The sequence below is a fragment of the Rhizobium indigoferae genome (assembly GCF_034554815.1).
GTDB classification, from domain to species: Bacteria; Pseudomonadota; Alphaproteobacteria; order Rhizobiales; family Rhizobiaceae; genus Rhizobium; species Rhizobium leguminosarum.
Genome location: NZ_CP140635.1, coordinates 1,907,703 through 1,922,873, shown reverse-complemented (window position 1 = coordinate 1,922,873; position 15,171 = coordinate 1,907,703). Strand labels below are relative to the sequence as shown.

Annotated in this window: 15 protein-coding genes and 1 pseudogene; 9 read left to right on the top strand and 7 right to left on the bottom strand. The window is 60.1% G+C overall.

Annotation, left to right across the window (positions count from 1 at the left end; genetic code table 11):
- Window positions 1–53: 53 nt before the first annotated feature.
- Complete coding sequence (locus U5G49_RS09880) at window positions 54–449, bottom strand: hypothetical protein (protein WP_193442231.1); 396 nt, start codon at window positions 447–449, stop codon at window positions 54–56.
- Window positions 450–542: 93 nt separating this feature from the next.
- On the opposite strand from U5G49_RS09880, the gene U5G49_RS09875 reads away from it, so the two are divergent.
- Both U5G49_RS09875 and U5G49_RS09870 read left to right on the top strand, forming a co-directional pair.
- The gene (locus tag U5G49_RS09875; RefSeq protein ID WP_130652394.1) at window positions 543–908 is read left to right on the top strand and encodes a hypothetical protein; all 366 of its coding nucleotides are present in this window, start codon (window positions 543–545) and stop codon (window positions 906–908) included.
- A gap of 144 nt (window positions 909–1,052) precedes the next feature.
- On the top strand, window positions 1,053–1,241 hold the full coding sequence (locus U5G49_RS09870) for a hypothetical protein (protein WP_018445339.1): 189 nt from the start codon (window positions 1,053–1,055) through the stop codon (window positions 1,239–1,241).
- Window positions 1,242–1,260: 19 nt separating this feature from the next.
- On the opposite strand, the gene U5G49_RS09865 is transcribed toward U5G49_RS09870, so the two are convergent.
- Window positions 1,261–3,633 carry an alpha-amylase family glycosyl hydrolase gene (locus U5G49_RS09865; protein ID WP_130716406.1) on the bottom strand — a complete coding sequence of 791 codons (2,373 nt, stop codon included), beginning with the start codon at window positions 3,631–3,633 and terminating at the stop codon, window positions 1,261–1,263.
- 261 nt (window positions 3,634–3,894) lie between these two features.
- On the opposite strand from U5G49_RS09865, the gene U5G49_RS09860 reads away from it, so the two are divergent.
- From U5G49_RS09860 to U5G49_RS09830, 7 genes and pseudogenes are all read left to right on the top strand, one after another.
- On the top strand, window positions 3,895–6,018 hold the full coding sequence (locus U5G49_RS09860) for a calcium-binding protein (RefSeq protein WP_018445341.1): 2,124 nt from the start codon (window positions 3,895–3,897) through the stop codon (window positions 6,016–6,018).
- A 131-nt stretch (window positions 6,019–6,149) separates the two neighbouring features.
- Window positions 6,150–6,452 (top strand): hypothetical protein, encoded by a 303-nt coding sequence (locus tag U5G49_RS09855; protein WP_193442229.1) that lies wholly within the window; start codon window positions 6,150–6,152, stop codon window positions 6,450–6,452.
- 41 nt (window positions 6,453–6,493) lie between these two features.
- Window positions 6,494–7,000: a winged helix-turn-helix transcriptional regulator gene (locus U5G49_RS09850; RefSeq protein WP_193442226.1), complete on the top strand. Its 507-nt coding sequence runs from the start codon at window positions 6,494–6,496 to the stop codon at window positions 6,998–7,000.
- A gap of 118 nt (window positions 7,001–7,118) precedes the next feature.
- Window positions 7,119–8,384 carry a beta-ketoacyl-ACP synthase II gene (fabF, locus tag U5G49_RS09845; RefSeq protein WP_193442224.1) on the top strand — a complete coding sequence of 422 codons (1,266 nt, stop codon included), beginning with the start codon at window positions 7,119–7,121 and terminating at the stop codon, window positions 8,382–8,384.
- 82 nt (window positions 8,385–8,466) lie between these two features.
- A complete protein-coding gene (locus U5G49_RS09840; protein WP_130652388.1) occupies window positions 8,467–8,895 on the top strand; it encodes a DUF4864 domain-containing protein in 429 nt (142 codons plus the stop codon).
- A gap of 80 nt (window positions 8,896–8,975) precedes the next feature.
- Window positions 8,976–10,061, top strand: coding sequence for an acyltransferase family protein (locus U5G49_RS09835; protein ID WP_131703152.1), 1,086 nt, complete (start codon window positions 8,976–8,978; stop codon window positions 10,059–10,061).
- Between the two features lie 205 nt (window positions 10,062–10,266).
- A pseudogene (locus U5G49_RS09830) lies at window positions 10,267–11,151 on the top strand (LysR family transcriptional regulator).
- A gap of 49 nt (window positions 11,152–11,200) precedes the next feature.
- On the opposite strand, the gene tgt reads toward U5G49_RS09830, so the two are convergent.
- The 5 genes from tgt to coaD form a co-directional block, all read right to left on the bottom strand.
- Window positions 11,201–12,331, bottom strand: a complete 1,131-nt coding sequence (gene tgt / locus U5G49_RS09825) for a tRNA guanosine(34) transglycosylase Tgt (protein WP_130716402.1) — start codon at window positions 12,329–12,331, stop codon at window positions 11,201–11,203.
- Window positions 12,332–13,414 (bottom strand): tRNA preQ1(34) S-adenosylmethionine ribosyltransferase-isomerase QueA, encoded by a 1,083-nt coding sequence (gene queA, locus U5G49_RS09820; RefSeq protein WP_130652386.1) that lies wholly within the window; start codon window positions 13,412–13,414, stop codon window positions 12,332–12,334.
- Between the two features lie 76 nt (window positions 13,415–13,490).
- Window positions 13,491–14,000 (bottom strand): peptidylprolyl isomerase, encoded by a 510-nt coding sequence (locus tag U5G49_RS09815; RefSeq protein WP_003559389.1) that lies wholly within the window; start codon window positions 13,998–14,000, stop codon window positions 13,491–13,493.
- Between the two features lie 29 nt (window positions 14,001–14,029).
- The gene (locus tag U5G49_RS09810) at window positions 14,030–14,602 is read right to left on the bottom strand and encodes a peptidylprolyl isomerase (RefSeq protein WP_193442222.1); all 573 of its coding nucleotides are present in this window, start codon (window positions 14,600–14,602) and stop codon (window positions 14,030–14,032) included.
- A gap of 58 nt (window positions 14,603–14,660) precedes the next feature.
- Window positions 14,661–15,155 carry a pantetheine-phosphate adenylyltransferase gene (gene coaD, locus U5G49_RS09805; RefSeq protein ID WP_130652384.1) on the bottom strand — a complete coding sequence of 165 codons (495 nt, stop codon included), beginning with the start codon at window positions 15,153–15,155 and terminating at the stop codon, window positions 14,661–14,663.
- Between the last annotated feature and the right edge of the window lie 16 nt (window positions 15,156–15,171).

The window sequence follows — 15,171 nt, the reverse complement described above, 5'->3', positions numbered from 1 at the left end:
CGCGGAAACCGGGGCAGCCTTCGCCTGCATTTGGAATTGAGATCGCGGCGAAATCAATGCCGTGGCGCGTTGGTGGGAATGGACGACACCGTTGCCGAGACCGGGTCGCTTGCAGGAAAGCTGTCCTCGAGGCCCTCATCGAGTTCCTCTTCCAGCGTTTGCTTGTCGCCGGCCGAGCGCGCGCTCGGCTGACCGATCAAGCCCTTACTGCCTTCGTCGAAATTGCCGTTGCTCAAGGCATCGTAGCGATTGATGCTGCCGTCTGCTTCCGCGCCGGCAAATGCGGTCATCTGAACCATCATGACCTTGGCGCGGTCGACCGCCGTCGTATTGTCGAGCTCGCCGTGGGAGTTGTCGATTTTGACGGAAATCGATTCTCCTCCCTCGCCCAGGAATTCGACGGTGAAGATGTCGCCGGCCTGTGTCACTCGCGTATCGATCAGCTGCATGGAAACCTCCTGTGTTCATGCACTCAACGGCCATCCAGGTCCGGAGTTCCACGGCAACGCCATTTCCGCGCAAGGCGATGGGTCACCGAGCAAATGGGCCAGCTCGGAACAAAAAACGCTTATGCGAGTTCACAGGCAGTTCAACAGGTCGCATCCATGCCGAAATCGCCGCTATCGCCTTCGGAGAAACGCTCGTTCTCCAATATTCCAGCAGACCAGAAACTCGCTTTGATATCGAGCTATTCGGAGGCACTACGTAAGCTCGCGAGATCGACTGAGGCGGTCGGACGCGCCGATATGCTACCGAAACTGATCCAGGTGGCGGACGGACTGGACGGAATGGCAACCGCGATTGCCGAGACGGAGGCCGGAACCGAGGTGATGGCGCGTACAGCGCGGCTGATCCGGGCGACCGAGGGGATGCTGGCATCGATGTCCTCGTCATCAATCGTCCACTAATGTCAGCCCTTGCGAGGATGACGGGATCGATAAGGCGATACCCTTGCCCTTAAGCTTTATGGTTAATTTATTAATAATTCGGGGTTTATAAACGGAACCAGACGGCCTTTTCGAGTGTTGATGGTGCGCCGTGGAGGAACCCTGATGATCCTGAAAATTCTTGCCCCCAAGCTCGATGCCGATTGCCATGACACCGGCACCTGGCCCGACGGGATCTTCGCCGAAAACCGGATCGATCTGTCCGCTCGCGGCGACGGCCGTCGTCGTTCGCCGCATGAGCGCGACTACGGCAATGACAGGAAAGTCGAAAATCTGCCGCTCGGCTTCGTCTGACCGTTCCGGGCGTTGCGCGTCACAGCCTGCGAAAGACCAGAACGCCTGATGCCGGCAGCACGGCATCGAGCACTCCTGCTGTGGCTCGAATTCTTCCGCCGCCGTTGCCGACGTTCCAGCCGCCATATTTGTGAGCATCGGTATTGAAGATCTCCTCCCAGAGATCATCCCCCAGACGTTCGCTGTGCAGCCGGTAGCCGTGTTCGAAGGGAGCGTCGTTCAGCGACCCCACGACAAGGAAATCCTCGCCATCGTCCCATCGATGAAATGCGATCACGCGATTTTCGTCGTGAACCAGGGGAATGGCGATATTGCGCGAGCGAATGGCGTCCTGGTGGATGCTGAGCGCGATCAGATCGCGATAACAGCTGATCATCCCTGCCCCGTCACCATCCGCTTCGCCGAGAATATTCTCCCGGTTCTCGAGGAAATCATTGTAGCGATAGGGCTTCTGGGCGCCGATTTCCTCGCCCATGAAAAACATCGGCGTCCCAGGTGACAGCAGCGTCATCGCCGCTGCGAACCTCGATCTCGCCTCCGCCCATGCCCGGGTCTCGCCGACAACAGGCGCGAAATTGACCGCAATAACCGCGGTTCGTGCCGATCCTTCACGATTACCGCAATCGTCATGCGACTGGTTGTAGACCACCTTGGATCGCGCGCTCGTCTGCAATGCGCCGGCAAAAGACGACATGGTCAAAGCCCGCTTGTCTCCGAAACCGGCATTCTTCAATAGCTGCGCCTGTGCGCCGCCGTGATATTCGACGAGGTTGTGATGAAAATCGCCGTACCAGGTCGCATCGAAGCCGAGTCCGTCGCCGGTCAGGCTTGGTTCCGTCATCGCCGACCAATCCGAATAGTCTTCAGCCGTCAGGAAAAGCTGTGGCTTGATCAGCCGCATCGTGCGGGTCCACTGCTTGAGAAACTTGGCCCCGAAGGCGGCAGCCCGATCGGCGCGCCGGCCGTCGGCATGGAGGACCGGATATTGATGGATCGAACTCGTCTGATCCAGCCGGAAACCATCGATGTGACAGACGGAGACGAGGAATGCAGCGCTCGAGATGAAAAGCTGGCGGACGGCTTCCTCATCAAAGCGAGGCGCCCACCCCGTGGAGATATTGTCGATGTAGCCGCCTCTGGGATCGGCGTAGTCGCCGGGATTTCCCTCATACCAATAGTAGATATTGCGGGTGTGATCGTTGGAATCATAGGCCCATTGCGCCCGCTCGCCATCCGGATCGAAATGGTTGTAACAGACATCAAGGATGACAACGATGCCGCGCTGGTGGCAAACCTTGACGAACATCTTCAGGCGGTCGGTGCCGCCAGCACCCTGGTCGGCGGCAAAGAAATGCGACGTGCCGTAGCCCCAGTTGGCCCGGGTCTCGAATTCCGCGATCGGCAGCAATTCCACGGCGTTGACGCCGAGCGCTGAGAGATGCTCGACGAAGGCGATGGCATCATCAAGCGTGCCTGGCGCGGCCTTGCCGAAACCGAGGGCGCCGACGTGCAGTTCATAGATCACCAGATCCTCGAGCCGATCGGGAAGCTTTCGACCTCCGGCGAATTCGTCAGCCCAGAACGCCTCGGCGGCAAGCTCCTGCCCGGACGGAAGCACCACCCGCTTCGGGTCGCAGACGACCGAACAGCTTTGCGGTCCGTCCAATGCCGCCGGTGATCCGTGATAGGTTGCTCCATCGGGATCGAAGTCTCCGGCGCCAATCTGCATGAGGGACCAGATATCGGTGCGGTAGGCGAGCGATCCATCATCCTTGGTAACGCGGTACATGTACGGCGTGCCGACCATGCTGTCGAAATCTAAAAGGCCATCATCGTCGCCGGTTTCGGCGATCCAGAATCCGTCGACGGTTCTTCCCATTTTGATGGTTGCGACCGCTCCGGTGCCGTCATCGGCGATATAGCCGATGGCCGGATCGGCCAGGACCAGCAAGACATCCCGGGCGTTCGGCGCCCAGACCGAAAAGCGGATGCCATCGGCAGCGTCGCGCTTTTCAACCCGGTTCGCTCCCAGGCGGCCGATCCATGTCAGATAATAGGTCTGCGGCCCGATCCCCTGCTGGAGATCGAACGAGCGTTCGCGACACGACGAGGCCTCGTCGTCCAATTCGCCGGCGATCGCCCACAGGCTTGAAGCGCCGGGTCGACCCAGTTCGATCCCCCATCGAAAATGCGTGCCGATCTCGTCATCGGGAAAGGGTACCCTGATGACAAAGACATCATAGCCATCCTCGTCACGAGAGCGCTGCATAGGAACAGACGTCCAATCATTCGAGGGGTGACCTTGCTCGTCCCAACTTCCGCGGAGACGGACATTGTCGAACGCCAATAATGGCAAGCCGCTGCGAAACCGGAATTGAACATTGACGGTCATCGGATCCTCCAAAACCATGTCGGATTTCGCCAGACTCTGCCTATGGGCCGTCCCACTCGCGCATGATCAGCCGGCCGAACGAAAAAATGCAAGCGCAGATTACATAATAAATACAATCCGAATTGAGCCACATTCGCAACAATATATCATGGATAACGAGTCATCGCCGCACGACCCTCCTCGTGTATTAAATCGAATTGGCGCCAACAAATGGGGATTCACTCCCATTGCCACTTCCCTCGTAAACCGGGAGAAAAGCTTATGGCTCAAGCCGTTAGAATAAACGATATTGTTCGTTCCTTTGGAATTGATACGCATATCGACTACACCGACGGAAAATATTCCAATGTCGGAGAAGTTGTTAAGGCTCTCGATTATCTTGGCCTTGATACGGTTCGCGATCACGCCCCCAACTCCGCTTCCGATCCCAACGGCCAAACGCATCTCGGCGATGCGGCAGAGGCCGGCGTGCAATTCGTCTTCAGCGCCCAGCGGGAAGTCGACCCCGCCACCGTGGCCCAGCGGCTGCATGATTTCGTGCAGGCCCATCCCGGGTCGGTCGTCGGCATCGAAGGCCCGAACGAAGTCAACAACTGGCCGGTCAGCTATCACGGCCTGAGCGGGCAGGCAGCAGCGGTCGCCTATCAGAAGGACCTCTCAGCCGCCGTCAACGCCGATCCCTTGTTGAAAAATATCCCGGTCCTCGGCTTTACCGGATATACCGTCGCTTCCGCATCGGACTACACGACGATCCATACCTATGCGAAGGATGGCGACCAGCCGTACTCGTGGCTTTCCCGAGAAGCCGGCGTTCAGCGCGCTGCCGATCCGGGCAAGCCCCTGGCAATCACCGAGACCGGTTACCACACCTCGCTGACTGCCGACACCAATGGCGGCTGGGAGGGCGTCAGTGAAGCGACGCAGGCAAAGCTCCTGCTCAACACGCTGATGGACGGCGCGGCACTCGGATCGAAAAATACATTCATCTACGAGCTGCTGGACGCCTATTCCGATCCTCAGGGCACCAATCAGGAAAAGCATTTCGGCCTTTTTCATCTCGACTATTCGGCCAAGCCGGCTGCGACGGCGATCCATAATCTAACGGAAATCCTTGCGGACGACGGCGCTCAGAAGGCAAGTTTTAGCGCGGGGACCCTCAATTATTCGATCGACGGCATGCCGTCCTCGGCCCGCAGCCTGCTTACCGAGAAATCGGACGGAAGCTACCAGATCATCATCTGGAACGAGCCCGATATCTGGAACCAGTCCACCGACACGGCCATCCAGGCCGCGACGACAGGCGTCAAGGTCAATCTCGGCGCATCCTTCGGCTCCGTGAAGGTCTTCGACCCTCTGACCGGAACGACGGCGATCAAAAGCCTCAGCAACGTCTCGTCCCTGACGCTTGACGTCGTCGACCATCCCCTCATCATCGACATCGGAGGCGGCAGTGCCAGCACGCCGCCGGCAACCAACCATATCTATGGCGGCACCGGCAACGACATATTCACCGTGAGCAACCCCGCGCAAATCGTCGACGAAAGCCGGGGTGGCGGGACGGATACCGTCATGTCGTCGATCAGCTTCAGCCTCAAGGATACGACGCACACGATCGGAAACGTCGAGAACCTGACGCTGACCGGCACGGCCAATCTGAACGGCACGGGAAATGGCCTAGCAAACACTCTCGTCGGTAATTCCGGCAACAATATTCTCGACGGAAGTACTGGCGCGGACCATATGTCGGGGCGCGCCGGCAACGATACCTATGTGGTCGACAATGCCGGCGATTTTGCCGATGAAACAGGCGGGGCCGGCAAGGACACCGTCAAGGCTTCGACCTCGTTCAACCTGGCCGACCAGAAACACACCGCCGGAACGATCGAAAATCTCGCCTTGACCGGCACGGCCAATCTCAGCGCGACAGGCAACAACACGGCCAACGTGCTCACCGGCAACGACGGAAGCAACACGATCAATGGCGGCAAAGGCGCCGACCAGCTGACCGGCGGTCTCGGCAATGACAAGCTCTTCGGGAAAGCCGGTGCAGACACGCTCACCGGTGGCGGAGGAGGCGATACCTTCGTCTTCGATGTGAAGCCCGACAATGTCAGCGTCGACAAGATCCGGGATTTTTCCTCCGCGGCGGGCGACAAGCTGATGCTCGATCATTCGATTTTCGCCGCGCTCAGCCTATCCGGATTTTCGGATGAGAATTTCGTGCTGGGAACGAAGGCGCTGGAGGCTGATGACAAGCTGATCTACGATCAGGCGAGCGGCATTCTATCCTTTGACGCAGATGGAAGCGCAGCAGGCACGGCCATCCACGTCGCGGATCTCGATAATTCCGCAGCACTTCACTTCAAAGACATCTTGCTTGTCTGACCCGGTCGGCCCATCGCCTTTCAGGCGGCGGGCCTACAGCGTCACGGGCAGTCGCGCCTCCTCCTCTTGCCGGAGCCGAAATCCCGGCCACATTCTCCGTTGACGCCACCCGTGCAGCTCAGGAGAAGCCTTTGCCCTGGATCGCCTATATCGCCCATCTCATCGCCGCAGCATTTCTGACCAACGGCGTCCCACATTTCGTCAACGGCGTCAGTGGCAGGCCGTTCCGCATCCCATTCGCGCAAGGGGCAAAGCTTGGCTCGCCGACGGCCAATGTAGTCTGGGGCTGGGCGAATTTCCTCGTCGCCTTCCTGCTCTTTGCCAATGTCGGGCCGCTCTATATCGGCACGCCGGGCGATACGATCTTCGTGGCGGTCGGCATGCTCGTCACCGGCATTCTGCTCGCCCGCATTTTCGGGGGCGACGCCAGATAGTAACTTGCATGATGATAGTCACTGCTATAATGACAGCAGCCATGCAGCGAACAAGCTTCAGCGATTTCAAATGCCCGGCGGCGCGCGCGCTCGACAGCGTCGGCGACTGGTGGAGCATGCTGATCCTGCGTGACGCCTTCCAGGGGCTTTCGCGCTTCGACGAATTCCAGAAAAGCCTCGGCGTGGCGCCGAACATCCTGACGCGGCGGCTCAAACATCTGACGGAAAAGGGGCTGTTCGAACGGCGGCCCTACCATCAGCGCCCTGCCCGCTACGAATATCTGCTGACGGACAAGGGCCGTGATTTCTTTCCTGTTCTGATGACGCTGTTTTCCTGGGGAAGCCGGCACATCCCCGCAGTGGACCTGGCCTTTCTCTTGGGCGATGCCGCTTCCGGCAGAGAGCGCGAGACGATGCTGGTCGATGCGCGGACCGGCGAACAAATGACACCCGAAAACACCAGCCTGCTTGCAGGCCCCGCCGCCGATGATGAAGTGCACGAGCGGATCGCCCGCATGCGCGCCTGGTATCTCGGCATCGACGCCTGATGCATCATTTCATCCTCAAAATCGGAAGCGATTTGCGGATGAAATGATGCATTAATTCAAAAAGTTACAGCGTCCTTTGCGCGTCTGAAAGACGCGTGGCGCTGTCGGAGGAAAATACATGGATCGCATCGTTGTCACCGGCATGGGACTTGTCTCGCCACTCGGGACCGGCGTCGAGCCCGCCTGGAAGCGCCTTCTCGACGGCGGTTCCGGGCTGAGGGTGCTGGCGGAGGATATCGTCGGCGACCTCTCGGCCAAGGTAGGTGGTATCGTTCCCGACATCGCTGAGGATGCAGAGGCTGGCTTCGATCCGGACCGTTACATCACGCCGAAGGACCAGAAGAAGATGGACCGCTTCATCCACTTCGCCATGGCGGCGACGGAAGAAGCGGTAAAGCAGGCCGGCTGGATGCCGACCGACGAAGGCGAGCGTGAACGCACGGCAACGATCATCGCGTCGGGCGTCGGCGGCTTTCCGGCGATCGCCGAAGCGGTGCGGATCGGCGAAACGCGCGGCGTGCGGCGGCTGTCGCCCTTTACGGTGCCGTCCTTCCTCGTCAACCTTGCCGCCGGCCAGGTCAGCATCCGCTACGGCTTCAAGGGGCCGCTCGGCGCTCCGGTGACGGCGTGTGCGGCCAGCGTCCAGGCGATCGGCGATGCGGCGCGGCTGATCCGCTCCGGCGAAGCGGATGTGGCGATCTGCGGCGGTGCCGAGGCCTGCATCGACAAGGTGAGCCTCGGTGGCTTTGCCGCTGCGCGTGCGCTTTCCACCGGTTTCAACGAGACGCCGGAGCTGGCATCACGCCCCTTCGATACGGCGCGCGACGGTTTCGTCATGGGCGAAGGCGCCGGCATCCTGGTCATCGAAACACTGGAGCATGCGCTTGCCCGCGGCGCGACGCCGCTCGCTGAACTCGTCGGCTACGGCACGGCGGCGGACGCCTACCACATGACCTCAGGCCCCGAAGACGGCAACGGCGCCCTCCGGGCGATGGAGGCAGCACTCAAGCAGGCGAAGATCCCGGCTTCGGAGGTCAGGCATCTGAACGCACATGCGACCTCGACACCGGTCGGTGACAGGGGCGAGATCGCTGCGATCGGCACGGTGTTCGGCCGCAATGGCGGCATTGCCGTCAGCGCGACGAAATCGGCGACCGGCCACCTGCTTGGCGCCGCCGGCGGGCTGGAAGCGATCTTCACCATCCTTGCGCTGCGCGACCAGATCGCGCCGCCGACCCGCAACCTGGAACATGCGGATCCGGCCGCCGACGGCATCGATATCGTCGGCAAGACAGCGCGGCCGCTGGCGATGGACTACGCGATAACCAACGGTTTCGGCTTCGGCGGGGTGAATGCCAGCGCCCTCTTCCGGCGCTGGTCGTAAAGTCCGCTTTTCTTGCGCCAGAAATCGCCTACACTTCTGCCCGTCGGGGGATCGTTTCCCTGACGGAGCCGGAGATCAATCCATGCGCGCCTTCTTCGCAGTTCTCATCCTGTGTGCCGCATCCGCCCTCTCCCCCGTATCGGCCCGCGCCGAAGATCCGATCGAAACGACGCGGACGATGATCGAGGAACAGATCAAGGCCTTCCTCAAGGACGATGCCGAGACCGCCTATTCCTTCGCCGCCCCCGGCATCAAGGCGATGTATCCCGACAAGAACCTGTTCTTCGCCATGGTGAAGAAGAGCTACGAGCCGGTCTATCATCCCGGCAACTACGCCTTCGGGCGCAGCCGCTCGATCGACGACGGCGCGCTGATCTATCACGAGGTGCTGATCTCAGGCCGCGACGGCAAGGACTGGACGGCGATCTACCAGATCATGCGCCAGCCGGACGGCAGCTACAGGATCAACGGCGTGCAGATCGTGCCGGATGCGGACAGCAAGGGTATCTGACGCGCCGCGGCGCGGACTCGTCGCGCTAATAATTTCGAAATCCTCCCAGAGTAAGAAACTGCTGATGGGGGATTGTTAGGTTGAACACTAGCAGGCAGTTTTTCACAGCTCTTGAGGCCTTGCGAGGAATTGCGGCTGTTATGGTCATCTTCCGGCATACGGAAGGTGCGCTTGGCCCGCTTCCCGCAAGTGTCAGTTACCTAGCCGTCGACCTGTTCTTTCTGCTGAGCGGCGTCGTCCTGGCAAATTCATATGAGAAGCGGCTGGCAACGGGACAGATTTCGCCTGCCGGATTTCTGCTGCAGCGTGTCATTCGGCTTTATCCGCTTTATCTTCTTACGCTTCCGATTGGCCTTTTCAGCTATGCGCTTCAAAACGGCTTGGACTGCTCCACGCTGGCAGAACTTCTGCTGAAGGCGATCCTGTTCATCCCAAGCACAAATCTGGAAAGTCTCTTTCCTTTCAACGGGCCCAGCTGGTCGCTCTTCTTCGAACTCTGGGCCGGGGCGCTGTTCTCCGTACTTCTGGTACGACTGTCACTCAGAAGCTTGCTCACCATCGCCCTGGGGGCTGCGGGCATAACCTTTTACGGGGCATTGGTCGAAGGCAACCTCGATATCGGTTACCAGCCGACCTACTTCATATTTGGCTTTTCAAGAGTGCTGTTCTCGTTCTCGTTCGGGATCTGCCTCTACAGGCAATATGACATCCAGAAACCGAATACGGCCAACAACGGGAATATTATCGGCCTTCTTCTGTGTGGATGCCTGATCTTCATCACGGGCATATCGGCCAGCACGTTCTTCGGTTTCCCCTATTTTGACTTCTTGATATGTTTGGTGGTCTTTCCGGCCATTGTCTGGCTTGCGATGCGCACGAGACAGACCGGAATGGTCGAGCTGGCATTCTGTTGGTTGGGAAGGCTTTCCTATCCGATTTATATCCTACATGCGCCCATCTTCAGTCTGCTGCATTCACTGCGGCAAAAGGGCTTTGACCTTCCGGCCTCTCCGGCAGTTGGTATGGTCGTCGTAATAGCGATTTTCATTGTGGCAGGCATCGTCGCCATTTACGTCGACGAGCCTGTGCGCAAAAAGCTCAAGATGATGGTTGCGCCAAATCCGGCGTCTGCGGTCTCGGCGGTCAGCAACGCGGGAGCGAATTAGCCTACAGCGGTTCGAGGTCGCCCCTCGCCCATTCCTCTGCCGTTTCCGCCAGGAAATCGGCGAAGCGGCCTTTCGGCGATCACTTTGCGGATGACCTGCATCAGTTCCTGACAGTACCGCTTGCGATTGGCAGCCTGCAGTTTTTTCGTGCGATCTGCTTCACGAGAATTCCAGAAAAACGATGTACGGGATGATTGCGGCGCGCGTGGACAGATGGCAGGCGATGAGAGTGTTCGTGAAAGTCGCGGAAACAGAGAGCTTCGCCGCGGCCGGGCGGCAAATGCATATGAGTCCTCCAGCCGTGACGCACATCGTTTCCTCATTGGAAGCGGTTATCGAACGCGCCTCCTGACCCGCACGACCCGATCGGTGAAGCTGACGGAAGCCGGGCTAGATATTTCGGGATTGTCAGCGGCTGCTTGCTGATCTCGCCGAAGCAGACGCGGCTGCTGCGGGGGCTTACGGCAAGCCGACCGGCACGCTCACCGTCACCGCTTCGGTGATGTTTGGCACGATGTTCGTTTTGCCCGTCATGACCGAATATCTCGATCTTTACCCCGAAGTCACCGCGCGGGGTCTCTTTGTTGACCGCGTAGTGAACATCGTCGACGAGGGTATCGATGTCGCTGTCCGTATCGGACATCTAAGCGAGTCCGGTTTCACCGCGACGCATGTCGGCCAAATAAAGCGAGTCATTTGCGGATCGCCTGCTTATTTTGAGAAGTACGGCGTGCCGGCAGCGCCCAATGATCCCGCGCGCCATCAGATCGTCGCGTCCAACAGTGCATGGACATCGCTGGAATGGCGCTTTGCAGGAGAAAGAAAGGCTACCGTGCGCGTTAACCCCCGTCTCTTTTGCAACACCAACGAGGCTGCGGTCGCGGCGGCAGTCCGAAGCTGGGGTTTGACGCGCGTTCTCTCCTACCAGATTGCGCCTCAGCTCGAATCGGGGGAGTTGCAGACTGTCTTGTCCGACTACGGCGAGGAGGCTCTACCCATTCCATCCCGATGGACGGAATGCCTCAACAAAGGTCAAAAGCTTTTTGATTTTGCTGTCGGAAAATTGCGAGCCAATCCGCATTTCAGCTAGCGCAGCTCCAGTCTGCGGCAGCTTCCACAGCTTGAACCTTTCGAGCAGCCTAAACCGGTTGGAGATCACCCCTCGCCCATTCCTCCTGTGTTTCCGCCATGAAATCGGCGAAGCGGCTTTCGGCGATCGCTTTACGGATGCCCTGCATCAGTTCCTGGTAATAAGCGAGATTGTGCCAGGAGAGCAGCATGCCGCCGAGCGCTTCGTTGGAGCGGACGAGATGGTGCAGATAGGCACGCGAATAGTCGCGTGAGGCCGGGCAGTTCGACTGTTCGTCGAGCGGGCGCATATCTTCGGCATGGCGGGCATTGCGGATATTGACCTTGCCGCGGCGGGTGAAGGCCAGGCCATGACGGCCGGAGCGGGTCGGCATGACGCAGTCGAACATGTCGATGCCACGCGCAACCGATTTCAGGATATCGTCAGGCGTACCGACGCCCATGAGGTAACGCGGCTTTTCGCTGGGGAGTACCGGCAGTGTCGTCTCCAGCATCTGCAGCATGACGTCCTGCGGCTCGCCGACGGCAAGGCCACCGATCGCATATCCCTTGAGATCGAGCTGGCTCAACGCCTCGGCCGAACGGATGCGCAGTGCCGGGATATCGCCGCCCTGGACGATGCCGAACATCGCCTTCCCTGGCTGGTCGCCGAAGGCGACCCTGCAGCGCTCGGCCCAGCGCAGCGACATTTCCATGGCGCGCTCGATCTCCTTCGGCTCGGCCGGCAGCGCCACGCATTCGTCGAGCTGCATCTGGATATCGGAGCCGAGTAGCCCCTGAATTTCGATGGAGCGCTCTGGCGACATGTGATGCAGGCTGCCGTCGACATGCGACTTGAAGGTGACGCCCTGTTCGTCGAGCTTGCGCAGGCCCGACAGCGACATGACCTGGAAACCGCCAGAGTCCGTCAGGATCGGATGTTCCCAGCGAATGAGCTTATGCAGGCCGCCAAGGCGGGCGACGCGCTCGGCCGTCGGGCGCAGCATCAGGTGATAGGTATTGCCGAGAATGATGTCGGCGCCGGTCTCGCGCACCTGGTCGAGATACATGGCCTTAACAGTGCCGACAGTGCCGACCGGCATGAAGGCCGGCGTGCGGATCTCGCCGCGCGGCATAGAAATCTGGCCGAGGCGGGCGCCGGCATCGGTTTTCTTCAGGGTGAATTGGAAGGTCTCGGTCATCTAGTCTTTCCGGAAGAGAAGGCTGGCATCGCCATAGGAATAGAAGCGGTAGCCCGTCTGGATGGCGTGGTCATAGGCGGCGCGCATGGTATCGAGGCCTGAAAAGGCCGAGACCAGCATGAAGAGCGTCGAGCGCGGCAGGTGGAAATTGGTCATCAGCATGTCGACGGCCTTGAAGCGGTAGCCCGGCGTGATGAAGATGCCGGTGGCGCCACTCCAGGCGCGGATTTCGCCGCTCTCTTCCGCTGCACTTTCGATCAGACGCAGCGAGGTCGTGCCGACGCAGACGATGCGCCCGCCGTTCGCCTTGACGGCGTTCAGCCGTGCAGCCGTCGCAGCGCTGACGGTACCGCTTTCCAGATGCATCCGGTGATCGGCGGTATCATCAGCCTTGACGGGCAGGAAGGTGCCGGCGCCGACATGCAGCGTGACGAAATGGCGTTCGATGCCGGCCCTATCAAGCGCCTCGAACAGGCCAGGCGTGAAGTGCAGGCCGGCGGTGGGTGCAGCAACGGCGCCCTCCTCGCGGGCATAGATCGTCTGATAGTCCGCGCGGTCACGCTCGTCCTCGGGGCGCTTGGCGGCGATATAAGGCGGCAGCGGGATATGGCCGACGGCGGCGATCGCCTCGTCGAGCGCCGGGCCGGAGAGATCGAACAGCAGCGTCACTTCGCCGGCCTCGCCCTTCTCCTCGACGGTGGCATCGAGCGAGCCGAGGAAGCAGCTTTCGCCGGAATGGCCGAAGGAGATGCGGTCGCCCTGTTTGATGCGCTTGCCCGGCTTGGCGAAGGCCTTCCAGCGGTTGGGGCCGATGCGCATGTGCAGCGTGGCAGACACCTGCTGGCCACCGGCGCCGTCGCGATGGCGGATACCCTCGAGCTGAGCGGGAATGACCTTGGTGTCGTTGAAAACGAGCGCGTCGCCAGCCTGCAGGAAGGACGTGAGATCGCCGACGCGATAATCAGACAGGTGGCTTTCCGCATTCGGATCGACGACGAGCAGGCGCGCGCTGTCGCGTGGCTCGGCGGGCCGTAACGCAATGCGTTCATCGGGCAGATCGAAATCGAAAAGGTCTACGCGCATCAGGGCACTTTCAGGCAAAGCGAAACCCGCCCCCGCGCGGTTGACACGCAAGGGCGGGTTTCAGCAGAAATCACAATCAGACGTCGGCGGCAACCCGCATGGAGACGATCGAATCCGGATCGGAAACCGGCTCGCCGCGCTTGATCTTGTCGACGTTATCCATGCCTTCGATGACCTGACCCCAGACAGAATACTGCTTGTTCAGCCACGGCGCGTCAGTGAAGCAGATGAAGAACTGCGAATTGGCCGAGTTCGGGTTCTGCGAACGGGCCATCGAGCAGGTGCCGCGCGTATGCGTGGTCGCGGAGAATTCGGCCTTCAGATCCGGCTTCGACGAGCCGCCCATGCCGGCGCGGCCGGGATTGAAGGTTTCCGAGCCCTTCTTGCCGAATTCGACGTCGCCCGTCTGGGCCATGAAATCCTGGATGACGCGGTGGAAGACGACGCCGTCATAGGCCTTCTCGCGGGCGAGTTCCTTGATGCGGGCGACATGCTCCGGGGCGACCTGCGGCAAAAGCTGAATGACAACCTTGCCCTTGGTGGTTTCCAGAATGACGGTGTTTTCGGGATCCTTGATCTCGGCCATTATCTTTTCCTCTAGCTTTCTCTCTTAACTTACTTCTTGCCCAGGGTGACCTTGATCATCCGGTCTGGGCTTTTGACTTCGCCGTTCTGGCCTTCGCCGCGCTTGATCTTGTCGACGTTCTCCATGCCGGAGACGACCTTGCCGATGACGGTGTACTGGCCGTTCAGGAAGGAGCCGTCGGCGAACATGATGAAGAACTGCGAATTGGCCGAATTCGGATCCTGCGAGCGAGCCATGCCGACTGTGCCGCGCACGAACGGGGTCTTGGAGAATTCAGCCGGAATATCCGGCAGGTCGGAAGAGCCGGTGCCGGCAAGGCTCGCATCGAAGCCCTTTTCCATGTTGCCGTATTTGACGTCGCCGGTCTGAGCCATGAAGCCGTCAATGACGCGGTGGAAGGCGACGTTGTCATATTCGCCCTTCTTTACCAGCGCCTCGATCTGGGCGACATGCTTCGGCGCCACCTCAGGCATGAGCTGGATGACGACAGGGCCGTTCTTCAGCTGGACGGTGAGATAATGATCGGACGACTGGGCGAAGGCATCCCCCGCGAAGGAAGCGAGGTACAACACGCCGGCAAATGCGAGATAGAAGAGTTTCATATGAGCTCCATTGCGGCGGGGTCCGCCTGGTCTTTGCGCTTGCTAGTCTTTGTTCTTACTAGTTTGGGCGCTTGGATGTGAGGGCTTGCAAGACGGCGGCTGGCACGAAAGCGCTGACATCGCCGCCCATGGCGGCGATCTGGCGGACCAATGTGGCGGTAATGGGCCGCGAGGCCGTACCCGCCGGCAAAAAGATCGTCTGGAGATCGGGCGCCATCGTCCGGTTCATGCCGGCCATCTGCATTTCGTAATCGAGATCGGTACCGTCGCGAAGACCGCGGATCAACAGCGTGGCGCCATGGGTGCGAGCGGCATCGACGACCAGATTGTCGAAGGCGACGACGGTGATATCGCCGGCCTTGCCGGGCAGCGCTTGCGCCAGAGAACGGCGGATCAACTCGGCTCTCTCTTCGAAGGAGAAGAGCGGCGCCTTGCCGGGATGGATGCCGATCGCGACGATCACCTTTTCGGCAACGTTCAGCGCCTGGACCAGAACATCCACATGCCCATTGGTGATCGGGTCGAAGGACCCCGGATAGAAAGCTGTCGTCATGTGGTCCGGCCGTTGG